Origin of the sequence: Bradyrhizobium stylosanthis (assembly GCF_001641335.1) — a bacterium.
In the GTDB taxonomy this organism is placed as follows: Bacteria; Pseudomonadota; Alphaproteobacteria; order Rhizobiales; family Xanthobacteraceae; genus Bradyrhizobium; species Bradyrhizobium stylosanthis.
In genome coordinates this window covers 98,376-121,011 of sequence record NZ_LVEM01000010.1, presented here as the reverse complement: position 1 = coordinate 121,011, position 22,636 = coordinate 98,376, and the positions used below count along the sequence as shown (strand labels likewise).

4 protein-coding genes and 2 rRNA genes are annotated in these 22,636 nt (G+C 64.7%); 4 read left to right on the top strand and 2 right to left on the bottom strand.

What is annotated here, in order from left to right:
• Nucleotides 1-263 (top strand): 23S ribosomal RNA (locus A7X65_RS39795); the annotation flags it as partial.
• Between the two features lie 102 nt (nucleotides 264-365).
• A 5S ribosomal RNA gene (gene rrf, locus A7X65_RS39790) occupies nucleotides 366-480 on the top strand.
• A gap of 528 nt (nucleotides 481-1,008) precedes the next feature.
• Here the strand turns inward: rrf and cysN are convergent.
• Together cysN and cysD are read right to left on the bottom strand one after the other, a co-directional pair.
• Nucleotides 1,009-2,892 carry a sulfate adenylyltransferase subunit CysN gene (cysN, locus tag A7X65_RS39785; protein WP_063694858.1) on the bottom strand — a complete coding sequence of 628 codons (1,884 nt, stop codon included), beginning with the start codon at nucleotides 2,890-2,892 and terminating at the stop codon, nucleotides 1,009-1,011.
• Nucleotides 2,892-3,830 (bottom strand): sulfate adenylyltransferase subunit CysD, encoded by a 939-nt coding sequence (gene cysD, locus A7X65_RS39780; protein ID WP_063694857.1) that lies wholly within the window; start codon nucleotides 3,828-3,830, stop codon nucleotides 2,892-2,894. Before cysD ends, cysN begins: the two co-directional genes overlap by 1 nt.
• Before the next feature lie 230 nt (nucleotides 3,831-4,060).
• Here cysD and A7X65_RS39775 point away from each other — a divergent pair, with 230 nt between their 5' ends.
• Nucleotides 4,061-4,924 carry a hypothetical protein gene (locus A7X65_RS39775; RefSeq protein ID WP_063694872.1) on the top strand — a complete coding sequence of 288 codons (864 nt, stop codon included), beginning with the start codon at nucleotides 4,061-4,063 and terminating at the stop codon, nucleotides 4,922-4,924.
• 508 nt (nucleotides 4,925-5,432) lie between these two features.
• On the top strand, nucleotides 5,433-22,616 hold the full coding sequence (locus A7X65_RS39770; protein WP_063694856.1) for a VCBS domain-containing protein: 17,184 nt from the start codon (nucleotides 5,433-5,435) through the stop codon (nucleotides 22,614-22,616).
• Nucleotides 22,617-22,636: the final 20 nt, after the last annotated feature.

Genomic DNA, 22,636 nt, shown 5'->3' with positions numbered 1-22,636 from the left:
GTGTTGGAATGTTGAGAGGATTTGCCCCTAGTACGAGAGGACCGGGGTGAACGTACCTCTGGTGGAGCTGTTGTCGCGCCAGCGGCAGTGCAGCATAGCTATGTACGGACGGGATAACCGCTGAAAGCATCTAAGCGGGAAACCCACCTCAAAACGAGCATTCCCTTGAGAACCGTGGAAGACCACCACGTTGATAGGCCGGATGTGGAAGTGCAGTAATGCATGCAGCTTACCGGTACTAATCGTTCGATTGGCTTGATTGCTCTCATTTTCAGTGTCCATGAGGTCTTAAAGACCCAGACAGAGTGAGAGGCGCTAGTCGCCAACACAAAGATCGCTTGCTTCGTTTTCTTGTCCTTCGCCGGCCTGGTGGTTCTAGCGAAGAGCCTCAACCCGATCCCATCCCGAACTCGGCCGTTAAACTCTTCAGCGCCAATGGTACTATGGCTTAAGCCCTGGGAGAGTAGGTCGCTGCCAGGCCTGCCAAGGACAAGAAATCTTCCTCTTTCGATGTTCGAAATACAAAACGCCGCCTCGGGAAACCGGGGCGGCGTTTTTGTTTGTGCGGTCTCGTGGGCTTTCCTGCTTGACGCCGGCTAGACTCGAAAGGCGGAGAGTGTTGCTGCGGCCGCTGCATTCCGAAAGCCGAGCTCGCAAGAGTTGACGTCATCCCAATCTATCTGGACGAACAAGACCTCGGTGGAATCGAGATGGCCTTGGCACTCGCGAAGCGTTGCCTCGACGGCCTCCTGGATCGCCGGCGCGTAATTGTCGCTGCTCGGCCATTCTGCCTGGGAGACAAATCTGTAGGGCCGCGCTCAGTCGAAGCGGAGCGTGACGCCTCAGCGGACCAAGACGTGAGACTCTCGCCTGAATTCTTTCAGTGAGAGGCGCCCATCGATTCGAGGATACTGGGCGTTCGCCAGGCAGACCCTGTCCTGCGGAAACAGCGATTGCTGGAAGTGGCCGAATGATGTCGTGATCTGAGCTTGGCGCTTGGACGCCGTATCAATTCTTTGCTTCTACGATTCCTCGTACGGCCAGTTTCTTCAAGATCAGGTCCGCCAATTGCTCGGGCTGATGACCGATCGTTTGCAAGTGTATTTCGGGCGCCACCGGTGGTTCATACGGGGCGTCGATGCCGGTAAAGTTCTTGATCTGACCGGCTTTCGCCTTGGCGTAGAGGCCCTTCGGATCGCGCCGTGCACATTCATCGATAGGTGTGTCGACGAACACCTCGATGAACTCTCCGTCGGACACCAGACGGCGCACCATATCCCGCTCGGAGCGGTACGGCGAAATGAACGAGCAGAGCACGATCAGGCCTGCATCCACCAGGAGTTTTGCGGCCTCTCCGGCGCGACGGATATTCTCGACGCGGTCCGCCTCCGTAAAGCCGAGGTCGCGGTTGAGCCCATGGCGCAGATTGTCGCCGTCCAGCATCATGGTGTGGTGACCGCTAGTGTGAAGCCGGCGTTCAACGATGTTGGCGATGGTCGATTTGCCGGCACCCGACAGGCCGGTCAGCCATATGATCGATGGCTTCTGGTGCTTTCGCGCAGCGCGCTCCGATTTTCCGATCAGGGTGGCCTGCCAAGGGACGTTGGAGGCGCGCCGCAGGCCAAACGCGATCATTCCCGCGCCGAGCGTGAGATTGGTCGCGCGGTCGATGACGATGAATGATCCGGTCCTGCGGTTCTGCTCGTACGGATCGAACGCGACGGGCGTGTCCGTCGACAGGTTGCAGAATGCGATATCGTTGAGGCCCAGAGTACGCGCGGCAAGATGCTCGCGCGTGTTGACGTCGATCTTGTACTTGATGGCCGTGACCGTAACAGGCGTCGTTCGGGTGCCGATGCGTGCCAGATAGGAGCGGCCTGGCATGAGGTGCTGGTCACTCATCCAGATCATGTGTGCGGCAAACTGGTCCGATACTTCGGGCGGAGATTCCGGACTAGCCAGCAGATCGCCGCGGCCGATGTCGAGTTCGTCCGTGAGCGTGATCGTGATCGCGTCTCCGACGTGGGCGGAGGTCTGAGCGCCCTCGGCGGTCAGAAGTTCCTTCACTCTTGAGATTTTGCCGGTATTGGCGACGGCGATGGGATCGCCGGCGTTGATCGTCCCGGAGGCCACCGTGCCGGCGTAGCCTCTGAAATCAAGATGGGGTCTGTTGACCCATTGCACCGGAAAGCGGAACAAACCGTCGATCGCATCGCCGCTCACATCAACGGTTTCGAGATAGTCGAGCAGGCTTGGCCCGCGATACCAGGGCGTGTTGTCCGATACGTTCGTAACGTTATCGCCATGTCGGGCGGAGATTGGAATCGATACTATCGACGAAAAACCGAGCTCTTCGGCAAAGGCTCTGTATTCATTGACAATACGAGCGAAGATGTCGCTTTGATAGGAGACCAGGTCAATCTTGTTCACCGCGAGAACCACATGGCGTACGCCGAGCAGCGAACAAATCAATGAGTGTCGTCTGGTCTGTGCCAAGGCGCCTTTGCGTGCGTCGATCAGGAGAATGGCGAGGTCTGCCGTCGATGCGCCGGTCGCCATATTCCGCGTGTATTGCTCGTGGCCGGGCGTGTCGGCGACAATGAAGGAACGTCGCGGCGTGGTGAAGAAGCGATACGCAACGTCGATCGTGATGCCTTGCTCCCGTTCGGCCTCCAGGCCGTCCACGAGAAGCGCGAGGTCGATGTCGCCTCCCGTCGTGCCGTGGCGCTTCGAAGCCGCCGCCAGCGAGGATAGCTGGTCGTCAAGGATGAGCCTGGAGTCGTGCAGGAGGCGACCGATCAGCGTAGACTTTCCGTCATCCACCGAGCCGCAGGTGAGGAAGCGAAGCAGGTCCTTGGTCGTCGCCTCGCCGGGAGGCTCGCGGGTTTCCATCAAAAGTAGCCTTCGCGCTTCTTGCGCTCCATTGATGAGGGTTCGTCGCTGTCGATCAGGCGGCCTTGCCGCTCCGAAAGTCGCGTCGATCTCATCTCCGCCATGATATCTTCCAGCGTTGCGGCACTGGAGTCGATCGCTCCGGTCAGCGGATAGCAGCCCAGCGTTCGAAATCGAACTCGCCGCGATTCCGGCTGCTCGCCCGCAATGAGGGGCAGTCTCTCGTCATCCACCATGATCCAGGAGCCGCCACGCGCAACGACCGGGCGGTGTTTGGCGAAATAGAGCGGCACCACCGGAATATTCTCCAGCTGGATGTAGTGCCAGACATCCAGCTCGGTCCAGTTCGATAGCGGGAAGACGCGAACGGTTTCTCCCGGCCCGATACGGCTGTTGAACAGATTCCACAATTCGGGGCGCTGGTTGCGGGGATCCCAGACGTGTCCGCGCGAGCGAAAGGAGAAGATGCGCTCCTTGGCGCGGCTCTGTTCCTCGTCCCTGCGGGCGCCGCCGAAAGCCGCATCGAAGCCGTAGAGGTCGAGCGCCTGCTTGAGTGCGTGGGTTTTCATCACTTGAGTGTGGATCGACGAACCGGAGGCGACCGGTGAAATACCGCGGGAAAGACCATCCTGGTTGGTGTAGACGAGCAGATCGACGCCGAGGCGACGCGCAGTCTCGTCGCGAAACGAGATCATCTCGCGAAACTTCCACGTTGTATCGACGTGCAGCAGCGGAAACGGCAGCCTGGCAGGGTGGAACGCCTTGAGCGCCAGATGCAGCATGACGCTGGAGTCTTTGCCAATCGAATAGAGCATCACCGGCCGTTTGAACTCGGCGATGACTTCGCGCATGATCTCGATCGATTGAGATTCCAGGCTTTTGAGGTGCTTTGGAAGGACGCGCCCGGTTCGGCCGGCGTTCGACGGGACGAAATTCATTGCAAAGTGCCTCGCGCCAGCAATCCTGAATACGAGGATCCCTTCGTAGGAGAATTCCCCTGCGAAGGACGACACACGTCAAGCCACGCGGGCAGTGATCGCGCGGCACGACGTCGCCCTGCCAGCGCAAAGGAGGGCCGAGATGACCTCGTGATCTCGATGCGATAATGGGTGCGCCGGCGCTTGCTGCCTCGAATGTTTGGCGTGCAGTGATGGCCGGAGGACGCCAGATGGCATTGAATGCTGACGACATCTTTCTGAACCCCGCGCTCGAAGCCCGCGTGCGCGGCCAGGCCTGGGCGCTCCTGCTTCTCAACGCTGCCGATCCACGGATGGGATCGTTGTTCGCGACGCAGCAACGCTGGCTGATGGCCCATGCGGCGGTGGCACAGTTCTTCCGGGATGTTGCCGTGGCCGGAGCCGGCGCCGGAGTGCTGACCGCACGTGTGCTTGATCTTGTCGAGCATCACCAGATCGCAAGCCGGAATACCGCCGCCGCCTTCATCAAGGAGATGCTGAAATACGGCATTGTGCGCCATGTTGCGGGAAGCGAGGGCAAGCGTCATCGCCCGGTCGAGCCGGCACCTGCGGCGCTTGAATCGCTGTATCAATGGCATCTCCTGCATCTGGCAACGCTGGATGGCCTCGACGGCGGAGGCCGTTCGGCGACGTTGGCCGCCAGGCCGGAGGCGGTTCGCCGGATGCAGCCGATGATTGCCGACGGTCTGCTCGGGTCTCACATGGTTCGCGAGCCCGAACCGACGTTCAAGCTGTTCACGTGGGTCAACGAGGGCGGCGTGCTGATGGATCGCTTGATCGTCGGTTGTGAGGAAGGGGACGCCTCCGTCGATCGTATTGCGACCGACGTGACGTCGGTTTCCGCACTGGCGCAGCGGCTGAAATTGTCGCGGACGCAACTTGGACGCAAGCTCGCCGAAGCGGAGTCCATGGGAAGCCTCGGCTGGGTCGGAGCGCGCGGCAAGTCCCGGCTGTGGGTATCGAAAGGCTTCCGCCGCGAATATCACAAGGCGCAAGCCGTCAAGCTCGCGATCATCGATGCAGCCTTCGAGGCTTGTTTTACGACTCACCGATGAGATCCATGACGTTGTTGAACGGGTGATGGGCAGCATTAAACGATCTGCTGTCATCTGACCATTTTTGGTGCTCGGCGTTTCCGGGCCGGTCTCGATCTTTACCGCAAATGATGAGCCCGATGCGGAGGACCCGCAGGGCTTCATGTCGCTGCGCACCTTGATTTCATAGCTGGATTTCGTGCGCGGAACGAGAATGTTGCGATTTACGATGAATGACGTTCTCGGCTTTCCGGCGGTAATCACGATCGATGAAAATAGGCACATATGAACGTTCGTTCGCAGCCTTCAGCAGCCGGATACCGTACCAATGGGCCGCTGAGGAGTCGACGCTTCCGGGCTTCGCGGATGCGAGCGGTGCCGGATGCTTCGGTGATGGTCCTGAGGACATGCATGAAGAGGATTGATCGCATCCGTCGGTAGACGGAGAGCGCAACGACAGCGTCGATCGGGTGCTTGTTCGGCGGTGACTTTCGACCGTGTTACGCGGTCCATTTTTTTGATGGAATGAATGATGCTGCACGTTGGCAGTGATCGCCATTTTTCGTTGTCTATCTCGCAGGAGCTTTCGATCGAGGGCGGTCCGGAGACGTCCGTGGCCGTCCAGGACACGCATCTGCTTCTCAGCGCCGATTTCAAGCGCGCCGGAGACGACCTGCGGCTGATTGGGGTCGATGGAAAGATCCACGTCGTTCCCGGCTATTTCAAATCGGAAAATCTGCACGCGCTGCGGTCGCCGGATGGTGCGACGCTGAGCGGCGAAATCGTCGCGGCACTGGCGGGACCTGCCGCTCCCGGAAGGTACGCAGCCAAGGATGCGCCGTCGCCGGCGATGCAGGTGATCGGACATGCGGTACGGGTCGAAGGGCAGGTAACGGTCCTGCGCAACGGCGTCGTCGTGGCGCTCAACAATGGCGATGTTCTGCTCAAGGGAGACGTGGTCCAGACCGACAGCGCTGGCGTGGCCGGACTGGTTTTCAACGACGGCAGTGCGTTCCAGATCGGGCATGGTTCGCGGGTCGTATTGAGCGAATTCAAATTCGACCTGCATGGAAGCGCCAATCTGGAAGTTTTCGATCTCATCCAGGGATCGCTCAGTTTCGCCTCGGGCAAGATTGCCAAGTCGGGCGACATGCGGATCGGGACGCCGATCGGCTCCGCCAAGATCACGGGCTCGGCGGGTGGCGGGGAGATCTCCCCGGACGATGGATCGGTCACGCTGTCCATCTTCCAGCAGAATGACGGGCTGCATCAGGCGACCGCCTACGATAAGAACGGCAACGCCATTGCGACGATCAGCAGCGAAGGCGGAAAGCTGGAGCTGAAGCCGACCGGGCCAGCTCAAATTGCCGCCAGCGAGCAGGCGAAGACGGACGCCGACAGGGCCGGCGAGCTGGATGCGCTGAACCACCTCCTCCAAATCAAGAACCTTGCGGACCGCAACAGCAGCAACACGCCCGGCGGCGGCGGTCCGCACGGTTCGTCATCGCCCCCTGGCTCGTACAGTGCGGGGTCGAACGAGCCGTCGTTTCAGCCGAATGGAGCCTCTGGCGCCAACCCGCCCACGAACCCCGGTCCGGATGTCGCCCCTCATCCGCCGGGCGGAGGAACCGGCGGAGTTGGTCCTGGAGGTGCATCGATCCCGGGACCTCCGGTCAACGATGCACCGTCACTGGCTCTCAACGCCGGATCGGCGTTGGTCGCGCCCGAGCAAACGCCGGTCGCGGTTGCTCCGGCGCTGACCTTGTCCGATCCGGACAGCAACACGTTGCTGCGGGCGACGATCCAGATCACCGGCAACTATCAGCCGAGCGAAGACGTCCTTTCTTTCGCGAACACCGCGTTGATCGAGGGGCGCTTCGATGCGGCAACGGGAACGCTGACGCTGACGGCCAGGGCCGGCCAGCAGCCGACGGTTGCTGATTTTGCAGCCGCGTTGCGTGCGGTCTTCTATACCGACACCAGCGATAATCCGTCGCCGCTGACCCGGACGCTGACGCTGACGGTGCAGGACCCGGACGGCACGGATCACGGCGGGCACGACACGACCGTCGTCACCCGCGAGCTGACGGTCGCAGCCGTCAACGACGCGCCGGTGATCGGCGCAGCGCAAACGACCGGCGCGGTGCAGGAGGACACGGCACTCGATCCCCATGGGTTGCTGCATGCCAATGGCACGATCGCGTTCACCGACGTCGACCTGGCGGATGCGCATGTCGTCTCGGTCGGTTTCGTCAGTTCGACGCGCGCAGGTGGATTGGCGCTCGGAACTATGAGCGCGCATGTGACCGCCGATACCGTGAACGGCCTCGGCGGGCAGGCGGCATGGCAGTATCTCGTCGACAACGCGGACGTCCAGTTCCTGCGGGCCGGGCAGACCGTCACGGAAACCTACGCCGTAACCGTCAGCGACGGTCATGGCGGGCTGGCGAGCCGGAATGTCACCATCACGATCACCGGCCAAGAGGATGCCCCCGTGCTGGCCGGTGCATCGGCGACCGCGCCGGAAAACGGTGACGCCGCCGCACAGCACATCACGCTGACGGGCACCTTGCCGGTGACGGATGCCGATATCGGCGACACGCTGACGGCTTCGATCATCAATTCGCCGGTCGTGACCCTCGATGGCCACGCCTTCGTCTTGCCGGCGGGGGCGGCATCGCTGACCAGTAACGCATTGTCGTTCCACGCCGGGACGTCGAACGGCGGCACTGCCGGCATCGGCTGGACCTATGATGCGTCGGCGGCCAATCTGGATTTCCTGCGGGAAGGGCAGAGCCTGGTTCTGACCTACACGGTCGAGGTCAGCGACGGCCTTCTCACCAGCGGCCAACAGACCCTCACGATCACCATCGTCGGCGCCAATGACGTGCCCGTGGTGACCGGCGGCACCGCAACGACCAGTGAGGATGCCGACGCGCATGCGCAGGTTATCTCGCTGACGGGCTCGATCTCGGTGGTCGATCTCGACGTCGGCGACACGCTGACGGCTTCGACGGTCGGCGGGCCCGTCGTCAAACTGGATGGCCAGGCCTTCAGCCTGCCGGCCGGCGCACTGGCACTCATCGACAATGCCGCTTTTGCGATCGACACCAGCGGGCACCTGTCCACCGGCGCCGCCACGACGTTCGGCTGGATCTACCAGCCCGCCGCGGCTGATCTCGACTTCCTGAAGCAGGGTCAGACGCTCACGCTGACCTATGCGGTCGTCGTCAACGACGGCACCGCGACCAGCACGACGCAATATGTGACGATCACGATCAACGGCACCAATGACGCGCCGTTGGCGATCGCGCGCAGCTACACGACCGACGAAGACCATGCGCTGGTGGTACCCGGCACGGGCGTGCTCGCCGGGGCCACCGACCTCGACGGCGATGCGCTGCACGCCATCCTCGTCAACGGTCCGGCCCACGGCACCCTGACGCTGAATGCCGACGGCTCGTTCACCTATGCGCCGGTTGGCGACTACAACGGCTCCGATAGCTTCACCTACAAGGTCAATGACGGCCTCGCCGATTCCAACGTGGCGACCGTCAATATCACCGTGCAGGCGGTCAATGATCCCGCCGTGGTGTCGGGGACCAGCACCGGCGCGGTCACGGAAGCAGGCGGCGTCAACAACGCGGTGGCGGGGACGCCGAACGCGAGCGGCATGCTGACGGACACCGACGTCGACAATCCCGCCAACACCTTCACGGCGGTCGGGACCGCCTCGGCGAGCGATCACGGCTACGGCACCTTCACCATGACGTCGGGCGGCGTCTGGACCTACAATCTCGACAACAGCAATAGCGCGGTTCAGGCGCTCAATGCCGGCGGGACGCTGACCGACACGTTCACTGTGACGACCGTCGACGGTACCGCGCAGCTGGTCACGATCACCATCAACGGCGCCAACGATGCAGCGGTGCTGTCGGCAGACACTGTCGGCCTGACCGAGACTGATTCAGTGTTGTCGACCGGTGGCACGCTGACCATCCATGACGTCGACAATCCCGAAACCTTCGTGGCGCAGGCGGGTACTGTCGGGCACTACGGCACCTTCACCGTTGCCCAGAACGGCGCATGGACCTATGTCGCGAGTTCGGCACATGACGAATTCGTCGCCGGGCAGACCTACACCGACACGTTCACCGTGGTGAGTTCGGACGGCACGGCCTCGTCCGTCACGGTCAATATCCTCGGCAGCAACGACGCGGCTTCGATATCGGGCATCAGCACAGGTTCGGTGACCGAAGCAGGCGGCCTCAACAACGCGGTGGCGGGGACGCCGAGCGCGAGCGGCACGCTGACGGACACCGACGTCGACAATCCCGCCAACACCTTCACGACGGTAACGACACAGACGGCCAGCCTCGGCGGTTTCGGCACCTACACCGTCACGTCGGCCGGGGTCTGGACCTACACACTCGACAACAGCAATGCCGCGGTTCAGGCGCTCAATGCCGGCGGCACGCTGACGGACACGTTCACGGTCACGACCGTCGACGGCACGCCGCAGGTCGTCACGATCACGATCAATGGCACCGACGATGTCGCCGTGATATCGGCGGTGACACGTAATCTGGCTGAGACCAATGCGCCGCTGTCGACCGGCGGCACGCTGACGATCCAGGATCCCGACAGTCCGCAATCCTTCGTCGCGCAGGCCGGCACGGCCGGGCAGTACGGCACCTTTACGCTCGCCGCGGATGGCACCTGGAGCTATGTCGCGAGCTCCGCACATGACGAGTTCGTGGGCGGGCAAACCTACACGGACATCTTCTCCGTCGCGAGTGCGGACGGCACCACTTCGTCCGTCACCATCAACATCCTCGGTACCGACGATCCGGCCACGATGAGTGGTACGACGATCGGTTCGGTCGTCGAGGCGGGCGGCGTCGCCAACGCGGTGCCGGGGACGCCGACCGCGACCGGCTCGCTGACGCTGTTCGATCCCGACACCTCCTCCGTCACCTTCGTGGCCGTCGCCGCCCAGACCGCCAGCACCGGTGGCTACGGCACCTACACCGTGTCTTCGGCCGGCGTCTGGAGGTACACGCTCGATAACAACAATTCCACGGTGCAGGCGCTCGCCGCCGGCGCGACGATGACCGACACCTTCTCCGTGAGGGGAAGCGACGGCAGCGCGCAGGTCGTCACCATCACGATCACTGGCGCCAACGATGCGCCGGTGCTGTCCGGCGACAATGCGACGGCGTTGCTGCAAGGCCTGGCGACGACCATCACCACGGCCGACCTCAGCGTCAGCGACGTCGACAACAGTGCGAGCCAGCTCACCTTCAACGTCAGCAGCACGCAACGCGGTTACGTGGCGCTGTCGAGTGCGCCCGGCGTTGCGATCACGAGCTTCACCCAGGCGCAGCTCGCCGCGGGCCAGGTGATCTTCGTCAGCGACGGCACGCTGAACCCGGCCGCGAGCTTCACCGTGTCCGCGACGGACGGCAGCGTGACCAGCGTGCCGGTGCTGGTCAATGTCGCCGTCACCAATGATTTCGTGCTGCCGGGCAACATCAACCTCGGCGCCGTCTCGGAAACCATCAACAGCCTGACCCAGTCCGGCGGCACTCTGTCGGGCACCGGCACGCTGATCGACGCCAACGGGGCGACCTTTACCGGCGGCACCGAAAGCGGCAGCGGCACGACCATCGTCAACGGGCTCGCGACCTTCTTCGATGCCAATAACGAGACCTTCACGCTCGACGGCAGGACGCTCGAGCTGCACGGATCCGGCCAGACCGGCGCCTTCTCCGGCGATACGCTGCGACTGAACAACGGCGCGGCCTTCAAGATCGATGCCGGCGTCACCTTCACCGATGCCACGACCGGCGGAAGTGCCTTCAACATCGCGTCGAGCGCCGGCAGCGGAACCCTCAACGTCGCCGGCAACTACGACAAGACCGGCAGCGGCACCACGATCGTCAGCACGGCGGTCAACAACAGCGGCGTCATCGACGCCAAGGCGGGTACGCTCGATCTCGCCGGCAACGTCACCAACACCGGCACGCTGCAGGCGGACGGCGGCGGCAAGCTGCTGGTTGCGGGCAACGTCACCGGCACCGGGGCGGTGACCGTCGGCAATGGCGGCACGGTCGAGTTCGGCGCGGGCGTCGCATCCGGCCAGACCATCACGTTCAATGGCGGACTCGCGACGCTCAAGATCGACGCGCCAGCGAGCTTTGCCGGCACTATCGCGGGCTTCAGCGCCGCGACCGACGCGATCGACTTGGTCGGGATCAACTACAGTTCCGGACAGTTCTCCCAGTCGTTCAATTCATCGACCGGCGTTCTGCACGTCACCGACGGTACCCATAGCGTCGATCTGCACTTCAGCGGACCGACCTACGGCTTCGCATTCTCGGCCGACGGCTCCGGCGGCACCGTGATCAAGCCCTCCAACGTCTACACCGTCCACAACGCCGCGGAGCTCAATGCGACCCTGCTCGCCATCAGCGTGGGTGGCGGAGCCGCTGCCGCCAACACCAACTATTCGATCGAGTTCGCGGGCAACATCTCCATTGCCTCGCTCGGCGCCAATCTGACCGCGATCAATCTGGCCAGCGGCAGCCATCTCGTCATCAACGGCGCGGGCTATTCGCTTGACGGCGGAAATGCTTATCGCGGTCTGTTCGTGTTCGGCGGCAACGTCTCGATCAACAATCTGAACATCGCGCACACGCTGGCCCAGGGCGGCGCCGGCGGCGTCGAAGGCGGCGGCGGTGGTGCGGGTCTTGGTGGCGGCCTGTTCGTGGCGGCGGGCGCGGCCGTCGCGATCGATGCCGTGACGTTCACGGGCGACGCGGCCAAGGGCGGCGCCGGAGGCTATTTCGGGGGCGGCTCGAGCTCAGGCCAAGGTGGCGGCGGTGGCGGCATGGGCACCGCCGGCAGCAGCGCTTTCGCCAGTGGCAGCTATAGTGCCGGCGGCGGCACCTTCATCTACATCAAAGGCGCCCCGGGCGGTACGCTCGGTGTCAACGTCCCGGGGCACGCGAGCTATTCGCAGGCCGCTGCCGGAGGCATACCCTCGGGCGGCAGCAGCCTCTCTCCAGGTGCGGATGGCGGGTTTGGCGGTGGCGGCGGTGGCGGTGCGAGCGCCAACCAGAACACCACAAATGTAAGAACCTTCAGCGTCGGCGGCGACGGCGGTTTCGGCGGTGGCGGCGGAGCCGCAGGCTCTTACGGCTTCGGAGCGGGAACAACGGGCGGTGCCGGCGGCTTCGGTGGCGGCGGCGGGCGCAGTACCGCCGGCGCGGGTGGCGCTGGCGGGTTCGGCGGTGGTGCTGGCGGAAGCCGCGATCAGCTTGGGTTTGCCGGTGGCGGCGGCGGCCTCGGTGCAGGCGGCGCGGTGTTCGTGCAGGAAGGCGGCTCGCTGACGATTGCCGGCAGTTCGGTCTCGGGCAATTCGGCAACGGGAGGGCTGGGCAGCCGCGGCGGGGGCGACGGACAGGCGCTCGGCTCCGGCATCTTCATCCAGGGCAACCAGAGCATCACGTTCGCGCCGACTGCGGGCGCGGACGCCGTCATTGCCGATACGATCGCCGACCAGGGCGGCAATGGCGGCAGTGGCCACGTCGACATTGGCGGCGCGGGCACGGTGCATTTCTCCGGTGCCAACAGCTATGTCGGCGGCACCACCATCGACAGCGGCAGCACGCTCGAGGTCGAGGCCGGCGGCAGCGCCGGCACCGGCGCCATCATCGACAACGGCACGCTGCGGTTCGAGGCGCCGGGTACGATCGTGAACGCGATCACGGACAACGGCGTGGTTACCCTCGACCACGATGGCACGTTCGAATTCCAGGCCGCCGTGACCGGAACGGGCACGTTCAATTTCGGCCAAGGTCATATCATCACCGCCGTGTTCGACACCGGCGTTCCCGCCGTCACCCTCAAGGGCTTCGACGTCGGGGATACCATCGATCTCAGGTCGGTTGTCGCGACCTCCTTCACGATCGATGCGAACAACGTCATGACGCTGAAGAATGTCAGCGGCACTGCGGTGGCGACGCTGCATTTCGATCCGGCGCAGCATTTCGATCTCAACCTTGCCCTGGTCGCGGACGGCAATGGCGGCACCAACATCCGCCTGGCGCAGACCAGCTTCACGGTGAGCACCGCGGCCGAGCTCAACGCCGCACTGACGGCGATGAGCTCGGGCGGCAACGCCTATGGCGCGAATCTCAACTACGTCATCCATTTCGCCGGCAATATTTCGCTGGCGTCGCTGAGCTCGGATCTTGCCGCCATCAATCTCGCCAGCGGCAGCAAATTGACCGTCGATGGTGCTGGCTTCACGCTCGACGGCGCCAATACCCATCGTGGCTTCTTCGAATATGCCGGCACCGTCACGTTCAAGGACATGACGATTGCGCACACGCTTGCGCAGGGCGGCGCTGGCGCCATCGGCGGTGGCGGCGGCGGCGCCGGACTTGGTGGCGGCCTGTTCGTCGCGGCGGGCGCCACGGCGACGATCGCCAACGTGACCTTCCTCTACAACGCCGCCCGGGGCGGCAACGGCGGCGGCGTGAACCCGGCCGGCAGGATTTATCAAGGCGGTGGTGGCGGCGGCGGCATGGGCATCAATGGTGCCCCTGGCTCGACGACCGGGGTGCAACATTTCTATAGCATTGGAAGCCACGTCGGCTACACCGGCTGGGGCTATGCGGGCGGCGCCGGCGGCGGCCTCGGCCTGTCGAATCTTCCGGGCGGAGGCGGGGCCGGGGCGACGTCGTATCGCGGATCGTCCCCGGCCTCCGGCACCTTTGGTGGTGGTGGCGGCGGCGGTAACGCCTATCTCGCCTCCCGGAAAGCCGGAACCATCGGTGCACAGGGCGGCTTCGGCGGCGGCGGTGGCGGCGGCGGCCTCCGCGGTTGGTTCGGCATCGGGGGATTTGGCGCGGGCAATGGCGGCGTCTCCTTCGCCTATCGTGCCGGCGGGTATTACCAGTCAAAGATCGGCAATGTCGGTGGCGGCGGGCTTGGTGCCGGCGGTGGCATCTTCGTCCAGGAGGGGGGCACGCTGATCCTCGAAAGCGGATCGCTGTCCGGCGGCTCCGTGGCCGGAGGCGCTGCGGGTGCCATCCAGGCGGCTCATCAGTTGTACTCTATGCCTGGCGCCGGCCAGGGGCTCGGCAGCGGCATCTTCCTCCAGGGAAATCAGTCGATCGTTCTCGCGCCGACGTTAGGGAATGCGATCACGATCGCAGACGCGATCGCCGACCAGGGCGGCAACGGCGGCAGCATTTCGATCGAGATCAAGGGGCCGGGCACTGTCGAGTTCGACGGCGCCAATTCCTATGTCGGCGGCACCACGATCGACGCCGGCGCCAAGCTCACGCTCGGCGGCCAGGGGACGCTCGGCAGCGGAGCGGTCGTCGACAATGGCGACCTCGTCATTGCTCATTCCGGCACGTTCGGCAATGCGTTGACCGGGAGCGGTGATCTCGGGTTCGCGGGGCCGGCCATCACGGTCACCTTCACGACCTCGGTCTCGCTCGGTGGCTCACTCGATCTCGGCGATGGCGACACTTTCGCCAACTTCAACGGCGGACTGTCTGGCCTTCAATCGATTAATTTCGGCACAGGGATGCAGACCCTGTCCGTGACAGGCGCGATGCCGAGCGCGGTCGTGCATGGCTTCGGCGTCGGCGACACCATCGACTTTGCGACGATCAACGCCACCGGCATCGGCAGCTTCGTCAACAACGTGCTGACGCTGACCGGCCCCGGCGGCGTGCCGGTTGCGACCGTCCACTTCGATCCGGCCGAGCAGAACATCGCGCCGCACGGATTCCTGCTGGTGTCCGATGGGACCGGCGGCACCGAACTGAAGCTCAACGAGGTGCCGGTCTACCATGTGTCGTCCACCGCGCAGCTCGTTCGCGCGATCAACGAAATCAGCGTCGGCGGCGTGTTCTCATCCGCGAACCAGAATTACGAGATCGATATCGTCGGCAGCTTCACGCTCGACGGCGCGCTGCCCGACATCAATCTGGCGCTGGGCGACACGCTGACGATCCACGGTCTTGGCCATGAGATCAGCGGGGCTTCCACCTATTCCGGCTTCGTCCTGGAATCCGGCGACGTCACGATCGACCACCTGACGGCCGCCGACTTCGTCCGGCATGGCGGTGACGGGTCATCCGCAGGCAGTACGTCGTCCGGCGGTGGTGGTGGTGGCCTGGGCGCGGGTGGCGCACTATTCGTAGGCGCCGGCAGCTCGGCGACCCTGACCGACGTCGCTTTCACCGACAACCATGTCTTCGGCGGAAATGGTGGCGTTGGCGGCACCGCAATCACTTACGGGGGGCCCAGGGCGGGCGGGACATCCGGCCCGGGTCAACTGGGGTTCGGTTATGGCGGGGCGGGTGGGTCTAGCCTTCACGACGGAAGCGTCGGCAGTTTCGGCGGCGGCGGGGGCGGAGGCGGCCTTCGCGCCGGCGGGAACACCGGTCCCGGCGGAGGCGCCAGCGGCGGCTATGGCGGCGGGACCGGCGGGGCTGGAGGCTTTTCCGTTGCCGCGGGAGGCGGGGGCGGCGGTGGTGCGGGCCTTGGCGGCGCTGTCTTCGTCGCGCCGGGTGGCGAGCTTGATATCAACGACTGGACCTTCTCCAACAATGGTGCAACGGGCGGTGCCGGTGGCGGCAGTATCAGCTTTGGCGGCGCCGCCAATGGTGCGGCGGGCCAGGGCATCGGCAACGATCTCTTCAACTACGGCGGCACGGTCGGCCTGACGTCCAGCGCCGGACAGACCCTCACGGTCGATCAGTTCGTGGGCGGCACCCAAAGCACGTTCAATATTCAGGGCGCCGGCGCGGTCGTGCTGGCGCAGGGCATCGGAACGAATGTCCTCAACATAACCGGCGCCGGCGATGTCACTGTCCTCACCAGGATCACGGCCAGTGCCATCAACGTCTCTGGCTCCGGCGATGTGCTGTTGCGGGGCGCATTCTACGGCAGCGAGGTCTTCACCCACACCGGTAGCGGCACGCTGACAGTCGAGCCGATCTACAACGTCTCGACGACGGACCAACTGGTCGCCACGATCCAGACCGTCAACTCCAATCCTGTCTCGAACCTGTCCGTCGAATACGTGATCAATCTCGACGGAGACATTCCGCTGGTGGCGGGACTGGCGAAGCTTACCCTCGTCGCCGGGGATACGATCACGGTGAATACCGCGGGCCATACCCTGGACGGCGCCGTCAACGGCGCCGGCGGCGGATTCAGTTTTGTGGCAGGTGTGTCCGGCGGAAACGCCCTGCTGGTCGGAAATGCGATCCCCACGTTCGACGTTGCAAGCGTTGCGGAGCTGACGACAGCCTTCAATGCCATCAATGTCGGAGGTTTCTTCTCCTCGCCGAACATCAACTACGTCATCAATCTCGAGGGAGACACCGCGCTCGGCAGCCTGTCGGCGGGCATGCTGAATTTTGCCGCCGGCGATACGCTCACCATCAATACCAACGGACACACGCTGAACGGCGCCGTCAACGGCAATGGGCCGGCTTTCACCTTCGCGACCGGCGCGTCCATGGGCACGCCGGCCTTCACCGGCCATCCCATCGCGACCTTCACCGTCGGCACGATGGCGGAATTCAATGCGGCGCTCGCGGCCATCAATCCCGGCGGCTTCTACTACGGCACGAACATCGACTACGAGATCGACCTGACCGCCGATCTGAAGCTGACCAGCAACATGGCGGCGCTTTTTCTTGCCGCCGGCGACACGCTCACCATCAAGGGCGGCGGCCACACCATCGACGGTTCGGTCAATGGCACGGCGACCTATTCCGGGTTCGATCTTGAATCCGGCAATCTGGTGCTCAGCCAGCTGACGATCGAAGGCACCCTTGCACATGGCCGCGACGGTGGGTCCGTTGCCCACGCCTATGCCGGCGCCGGCGGCGGCGGTGCCGGACTGGGCGGCGGCCTCTTCATTGGTGCAGGTGCGTCCGCGACGCTCGACGGCGTGGCGTTCACCGGCAACTCTGCGATCGGTGGCTCCGGTGGCAATGGCGGCGCCGCCGGAGGCTACAATAGCTACGTCGGCGGCGGCGGGCCGGGGAGCCCTGTGAGCGGATTCGGCATCGGCGGCGCGGGCGGTTGGGGGCGCCAGCCGGCCTTCTACGCGCACTCGCGAAGCAACGGTCTGGCTGGCTCATTTGGCGGCGGCGGTGGTGGCGGGGCCAGCGTTTACAGGGTTATCACCCGCAGTCCACCTTTCTTCGGCGGCGATCTTTATGCAGGCCTCGGCGGCAGCGGCGGTTATGGCGCGGGCAGCGGCGGCGGCGGCGGGGTAAGGGTTGCGTCCGGAGGCGGCGGCGGCGGCGCCGGACTTGGCGGCGGCGTTTTCGTTGCGTCCGGCGGATCTTTGACGATCCAGAGTGGTTCGATCGGCGGCAATACCGCGGTCGGCGGTCTCGGCGGTGCATCCACGACCGCTGCCGGCGGAAACGGGCAGGGCATCGGTTCGGGTCTCTTCGCGGCCTCGCAGAACGTCACCCTTGCGCCGCTGCTGGGTAACACCCTGACCATCTCGGACACGATCGCAGGTGCAGGCGTCGGCGTCATCCATGTCGCGGGCGCCGGCAACGTCACGCTGTCGGGCGCCATCACCGGCACGACGATCGACATCTCCAACACCGGCACGGTGTCGCTGACGGCGGGCGATCTCGTCAACGATTCCTTCTCGCTGTCGGGCTCGGCGCACTACACGCTGGCGAACAAGATCACGGGCGGCGGCACCATCAGTGCATCCGGCACGTCGGTGCTGACGATCACCGGCATGAACCTGCTGACCGGCGGCATGGTGCTGAGTGGCAACAGCACCATCGATCTCACCTCGGTGAATTCGATCGGTAGCGGCATCATCACCTTCGTCCCCAATTCGGGCGCGACGCTGATCCTCGAAGCGGGCGTGACGCTGCCCAACCAGATCAACGGCTTCAACCCGGGCGATACGATCAAGCTCGTCGGCTTTGCCGCAAATACGACGGCAACGATGGGCGCGGGCAACGTCCTGACCGTCAGCGATGGCGTTCATTCAGTCGATCTGCATCTCAATCCCGGCGTCGATTTTTCCCTTTTCCAGTTCGACGTCACGGCCTACAGCGGCGGCGTGATGCTGACCGATCGGGTCCCGTTCGGAATCACCGGCGTGGTCGGCCAGCCGGTCTACGGCAGCGGCGTCGAGCTGCGCGGCACGGCCGCTCCGGGCACCACGGTCACGATCATCGCCAATGGCGGCACGACCGTGCTCGGCACCGGCATCGTCGATGCCAACGGCAATTTCGATCTCATCACCTCGCCGCTCGCCGACGGCTTCTACACGTTCCAGGCGGTTTCGCAGACCGGGTCGTCGTCGCAGCTCTCAGCCGGATTCGCGGTCACGGTGCTTCCGAGCGCACCTGTGATCACGACGCAGATTGGCCATCCGCTCAACGGCGACACCGTGGAGCTGAAGGGCACGGCGCTGCCCAACCAGATCATCAAGCTGTATCTCGACGGCAGCTCGACCGTGTTTGCGACCGGCGTTGCGGACGCCAACGGCAATTTCGACATCGTCACGCCGGCGCTGACCGACGGTGTCCATACCATCCGGGCAACCGAGACCGACAGCCTGGGCCTGGTAAGTCCGCTGTCGGCCGGCTTCACCGTCAACGTCAATCCGACGGCACCCACGATCACCGCGCTGGTCAACAATCCCTTCAATGGCGGGCCGATCGAGGTGAAGGGCACGGGCGAGCCCAATCACACCATCCAGATCTTTGCCGACGGTGGTACGACGGTGATCGGCACCGGCACCACCAACGCCAGCGGCCAGTTCGACATCGTGACCTCGGCGGGACTGAGCAACGGGGTCCACACGCTGACGGCGGTCGTCGTGACGTCGAACCTGCCGAGCACGGCATCGAACAGTCTCTCCATCACTGTCGTTCCGTCGGCGCCGGCCATCACCACGCTGGTCGGCCAGCCCGACAATGACGGCACCATTGAGGTCAAGGGCACCGGCCAGCCGAACCAGACCGTCACACTCTACGCCGATGGTGGCACGACGCCGGTCGGAACCGGTGTCATCGACGCCACCGGACATTTCGACATCACGACGACGGTGACATTCGCCGACGGCGTGCACCGCCTGACCGCAACGGCGACCGATGCCGCGAACCTCGTCAGTCCAGTGTCGTCGCAATTCACGGTCAACGTGATTCCGGACACGCCGGTCATCTCGGCGGTGCTTCCCGTTTCCGGCACCTCGCAGCGCATCGAGGTGCAGGGCACCGGCGAGGTCGGCGAGACCATCAAGCTGTTCGCCGACGGCAGCACGACCGTGCTCGCCACCGGCGTGGTCGACGCGACGGGTCATTTCGACATCTTCGCCAACATTCTCGGCGGCGCGCATATCATCCGTGCCACCGAAACCAATGCTGCCAACCTCGTCAGCCTGATCTCCTCGGGCGTGTCGGTCAACGTGACACCCAATGCGCCGGCCATCACCGCGCTGGTGGGCCAGCCCATCAACGGCACCACCGTGACCGTGAAGGGAACCGCCCAGCATATCGGCGGCACCATCACGCTTTACGCCGACGGCGGCACGACGGCGGTCGGCACCGGCACGGTCGCCGCCAACGGCACATTCTCGATCACGACCACCGTGACGTTTGCAGACGCCATTCACACTTTTACCGCGACGGAGACCGACGACGGCATTGCGAGCGGCCTGTCGCCGGCATTCACCGTCAACGTCAACCCGATCGCGCCGACGATCACGGCGCAGATCGGAACAACGGTGGAGGGCGGCGCGCTCGAGTTCGTCGGCACGGGCGAAGTCGGCAACGTCGTGACGATCACGCTCGGCGGCGTCACCATCGGTTCGGGAATCGTCGATGCCAGCGGGCATTTCGACATCACGACCAGCTCCGGCCTGAACCCCGGCGCCCAGGTCGTGTCGGTGACAGAGACCAATGCGGACCATCTCACCAGTACGGCATCGGGCTTCGTGGCGACGGTTGCGCCGGTCGCGCCGGTCATCACATCGGTGGTTTCGGTCGACGATCCCGGTGGACGCGTCGAGGCTTTCGGCACCGGCAAGGCCGGTGACATCATCACGCTGTATGCGGATGGCGGCACGACTGCGATCGGCTCGGGCACCGTGGACCAGACCGGCCATTTCGCGATCTATTCGACCAACGGCCTTGCGCTCGGCGCCGGCGCTCACACGATCACGGCGACGCAAACGCTGGTGAACGGGGCGGGCTCGGCGACCAGCGCCGCATCGACGGCCTCCAATGTGAACGTTGCGACGACCGCCACCAGCTTTACGATTGCAACGGCCGCGGAACTCGCCGCCGACATCGCAGCGATCGACCTGACCGGCGCGTATTCGCACGCCAACACGCACTACACGTTCAACATCGTCGGCGACCTCGTCCTGAGCACACAGCTCGCGGCGTTCAATCTCGCCGCTGGCGATACGCTGACGATCCATGGCAATGGTCATACCCTGGACGCCCACGGGCTTCCCGGCCTGTTCGTCTATTCCGGCACCATCGACATCGACAATCTCAGCATCATCAATGCGGTTGCCAAAGGTGGCGACTCCACCAGCGGCGGCGGTGGCGGCGCGGGACTTGGCGGCGGCCTCTTCATCGCCTCGGGCGGCGCGGTCACCCTCGACAATGTCAGCTTTGCACATGATCGGGCGGTCGGCGGCAATGGAAGCTATTTCAATGGCTATTCCGGCAGCGGCGGCGGCGGCATGGGCGGCGCTGGCAACGTCAATGGCGGCGGCGGCATCGGCATCGTGGCGTCGGGCGGGAGCTATTTTGGCTACGTGCCCGGTCGCGGCATCGTTATCGGCGCGGCGGCCGGTGGCGGTGCTGGAGGTACCGATGGTGGCGGCGGCGTCACTGGCACCAGTCCGTGGGGCTCCGGTCGCTACGGCTATGTCGGCGGCGCTGGTGGCGGCATCGGTGGTGGCGCGGGGTCCGCCACGTCGGGCGGCGCCGGTGGTTTTGGCGGTGGTGGTGGCGGCGGCGTCGTCAGCCCTGCGGATCTCACGGGCGGCGCCGGAGGTGCCGGCGGGTTCGGCGGTGGTGGCGGCGCTGGGCTGCGGGGCGCGGGCGGCGCCGGCGGGTTCGGCGGTGGCGGTGGTGCCGGCTACTGGGGCTACGCGAATGGCGCCGGCGGTTTCGGCGGCGGGCAAGGCAACTATCAATCGGGCGGCGGCGGCCTCGGCGCCGGCGGCGCGATCTTCGTCCAGGAAGGCGGCTCGCTGACCTTCGGCGGCAGCGGTGGCACCCATGACAACAGCGTCGCCGGTGGTTCGGGCTCGAATGCCGGCCACAATTCCGGATCGGGCTTCGGCAGCGGCATCTTCCTGCAGGGCAACCAGACCATCACTTTCGCTCCCGACGCGACGCACATCATCACGATCAGCGACGCGATCGCCGACATGACCGGCTCGCACGATGCCAGCGGCCAGACCGGCGCGGGACATCTGGTGCTCGACGGCGAGGGAACACTGGTGCTGGGAACGGCGAACACCTTCACCGGCGGCATCACGATCGAGAACGGCACGCTCGACCTCACCGCGAGCGGCGCGGCCGGCTCCGGCGCGATCGACTTCTCGGCGGCGGGCCATGCCGCGCTGGAATTCAGCGCCGCGAACGCGCCTGTCAACGCGATCGCGCATTTCGGCACGCGCGACCAGATCATCGTCGACGGCTTCCACGCCACGAGTGAAACCTTCATCAATGGCGTTCTGGTTCTGAGCGGCGCGGGCGGATCGGTCAGCCTTACGGTCAGCGGCGATGACATCGCGTCGCTGTCGGACTTCCATTTCGCCTACGACTCGGCGGCCAACACCACGACCATCACCGCCGGGCCGGATCGATCGGGCAACGACGTGATCCACTACGGTGTCGGCGCGCAGAGCCTCACCGGCGGGACCGGGGACGACGTGTTCTTCTTCCGCGGCAGCGACCTTGCCGCAGGCGTAACCGACAAGATCACCGATTTGTCCTGGGCAACGGGCAGCAGCGAGCACGACCGCATCCATCTCGAAGGCGTCGATCCCAATGCGGTGTCGGTCTCGACCGTCAATGGCGGCCACGACACCGACATCGCGATTTCCGTCGCCGGCGGCACGGCGCACATTCTGGTGCAGGGCGTCGGTTCGGGGCCGCTGCAGATCGAATTCCAGAACACGACACCGACGGACGATGCGCATTTGAATACGCTGCTGACGCCGTCGACGGTGAATGAGACCGTCGCCAGTTTCTATTTCGGCGCCAATCCGCCCTTCGCCAAATCTCTGGTCAGTTATGGCGCTGATGGCGCGGTCATCGCTCAGGATGTCACCAACAATGACGGATCGCACCTGGTGACCGTGCAGGGGGACAACGCTGCGCTGACGGCGTCAGGGGCGAACGATACGTTCGTGTTCCAGTTCAATGCGCAGACTGCAGCCACGGCGACCATCGGCAATTTCGACGTGGCGCACGACGTCCTGCAGCTCAGCCACTCTGTTTATGCGGACGCTGCGGCCGTACTGGCCGCGATCGCCGCCGACCCCCACAACGCCGGTAACCCGGCCGACACCACCATTGCGCTCGACGCCCTCCACTCGATCACGCTGACCGCGGTGAGCCCGAATCTGCTTCAGCAGCGGGATTTTCTGGTAGTCTAGTCGCGAATCCACGGTCAGGT

Coding starts and splice junctions, on each gene's coding strand:
- cysN (WP_063694858.1), bottom strand. CDS start 2,892: ATGGAAACCCGCGAGCCTCCCGGCGAGGCGACGACCAAGGACCTGCTT.
- cysD (WP_063694857.1), bottom strand. CDS start 3,830: ATGAATTTCGTCCCGTCGAACGCCGGCCGAACCGGGCGCGTCCTTCCA.
- A7X65_RS39775 (WP_063694872.1), top strand. CDS start 4,061: ATGGCATTGAATGCTGACGACATCTTTCTGAACCCCGCGCTCGAAGCC.
- A7X65_RS39770 (WP_063694856.1), top strand. CDS start 5,433: ATGATGCTGCACGTTGGCAGTGATCGCCATTTTTCGTTGTCTATCTCG.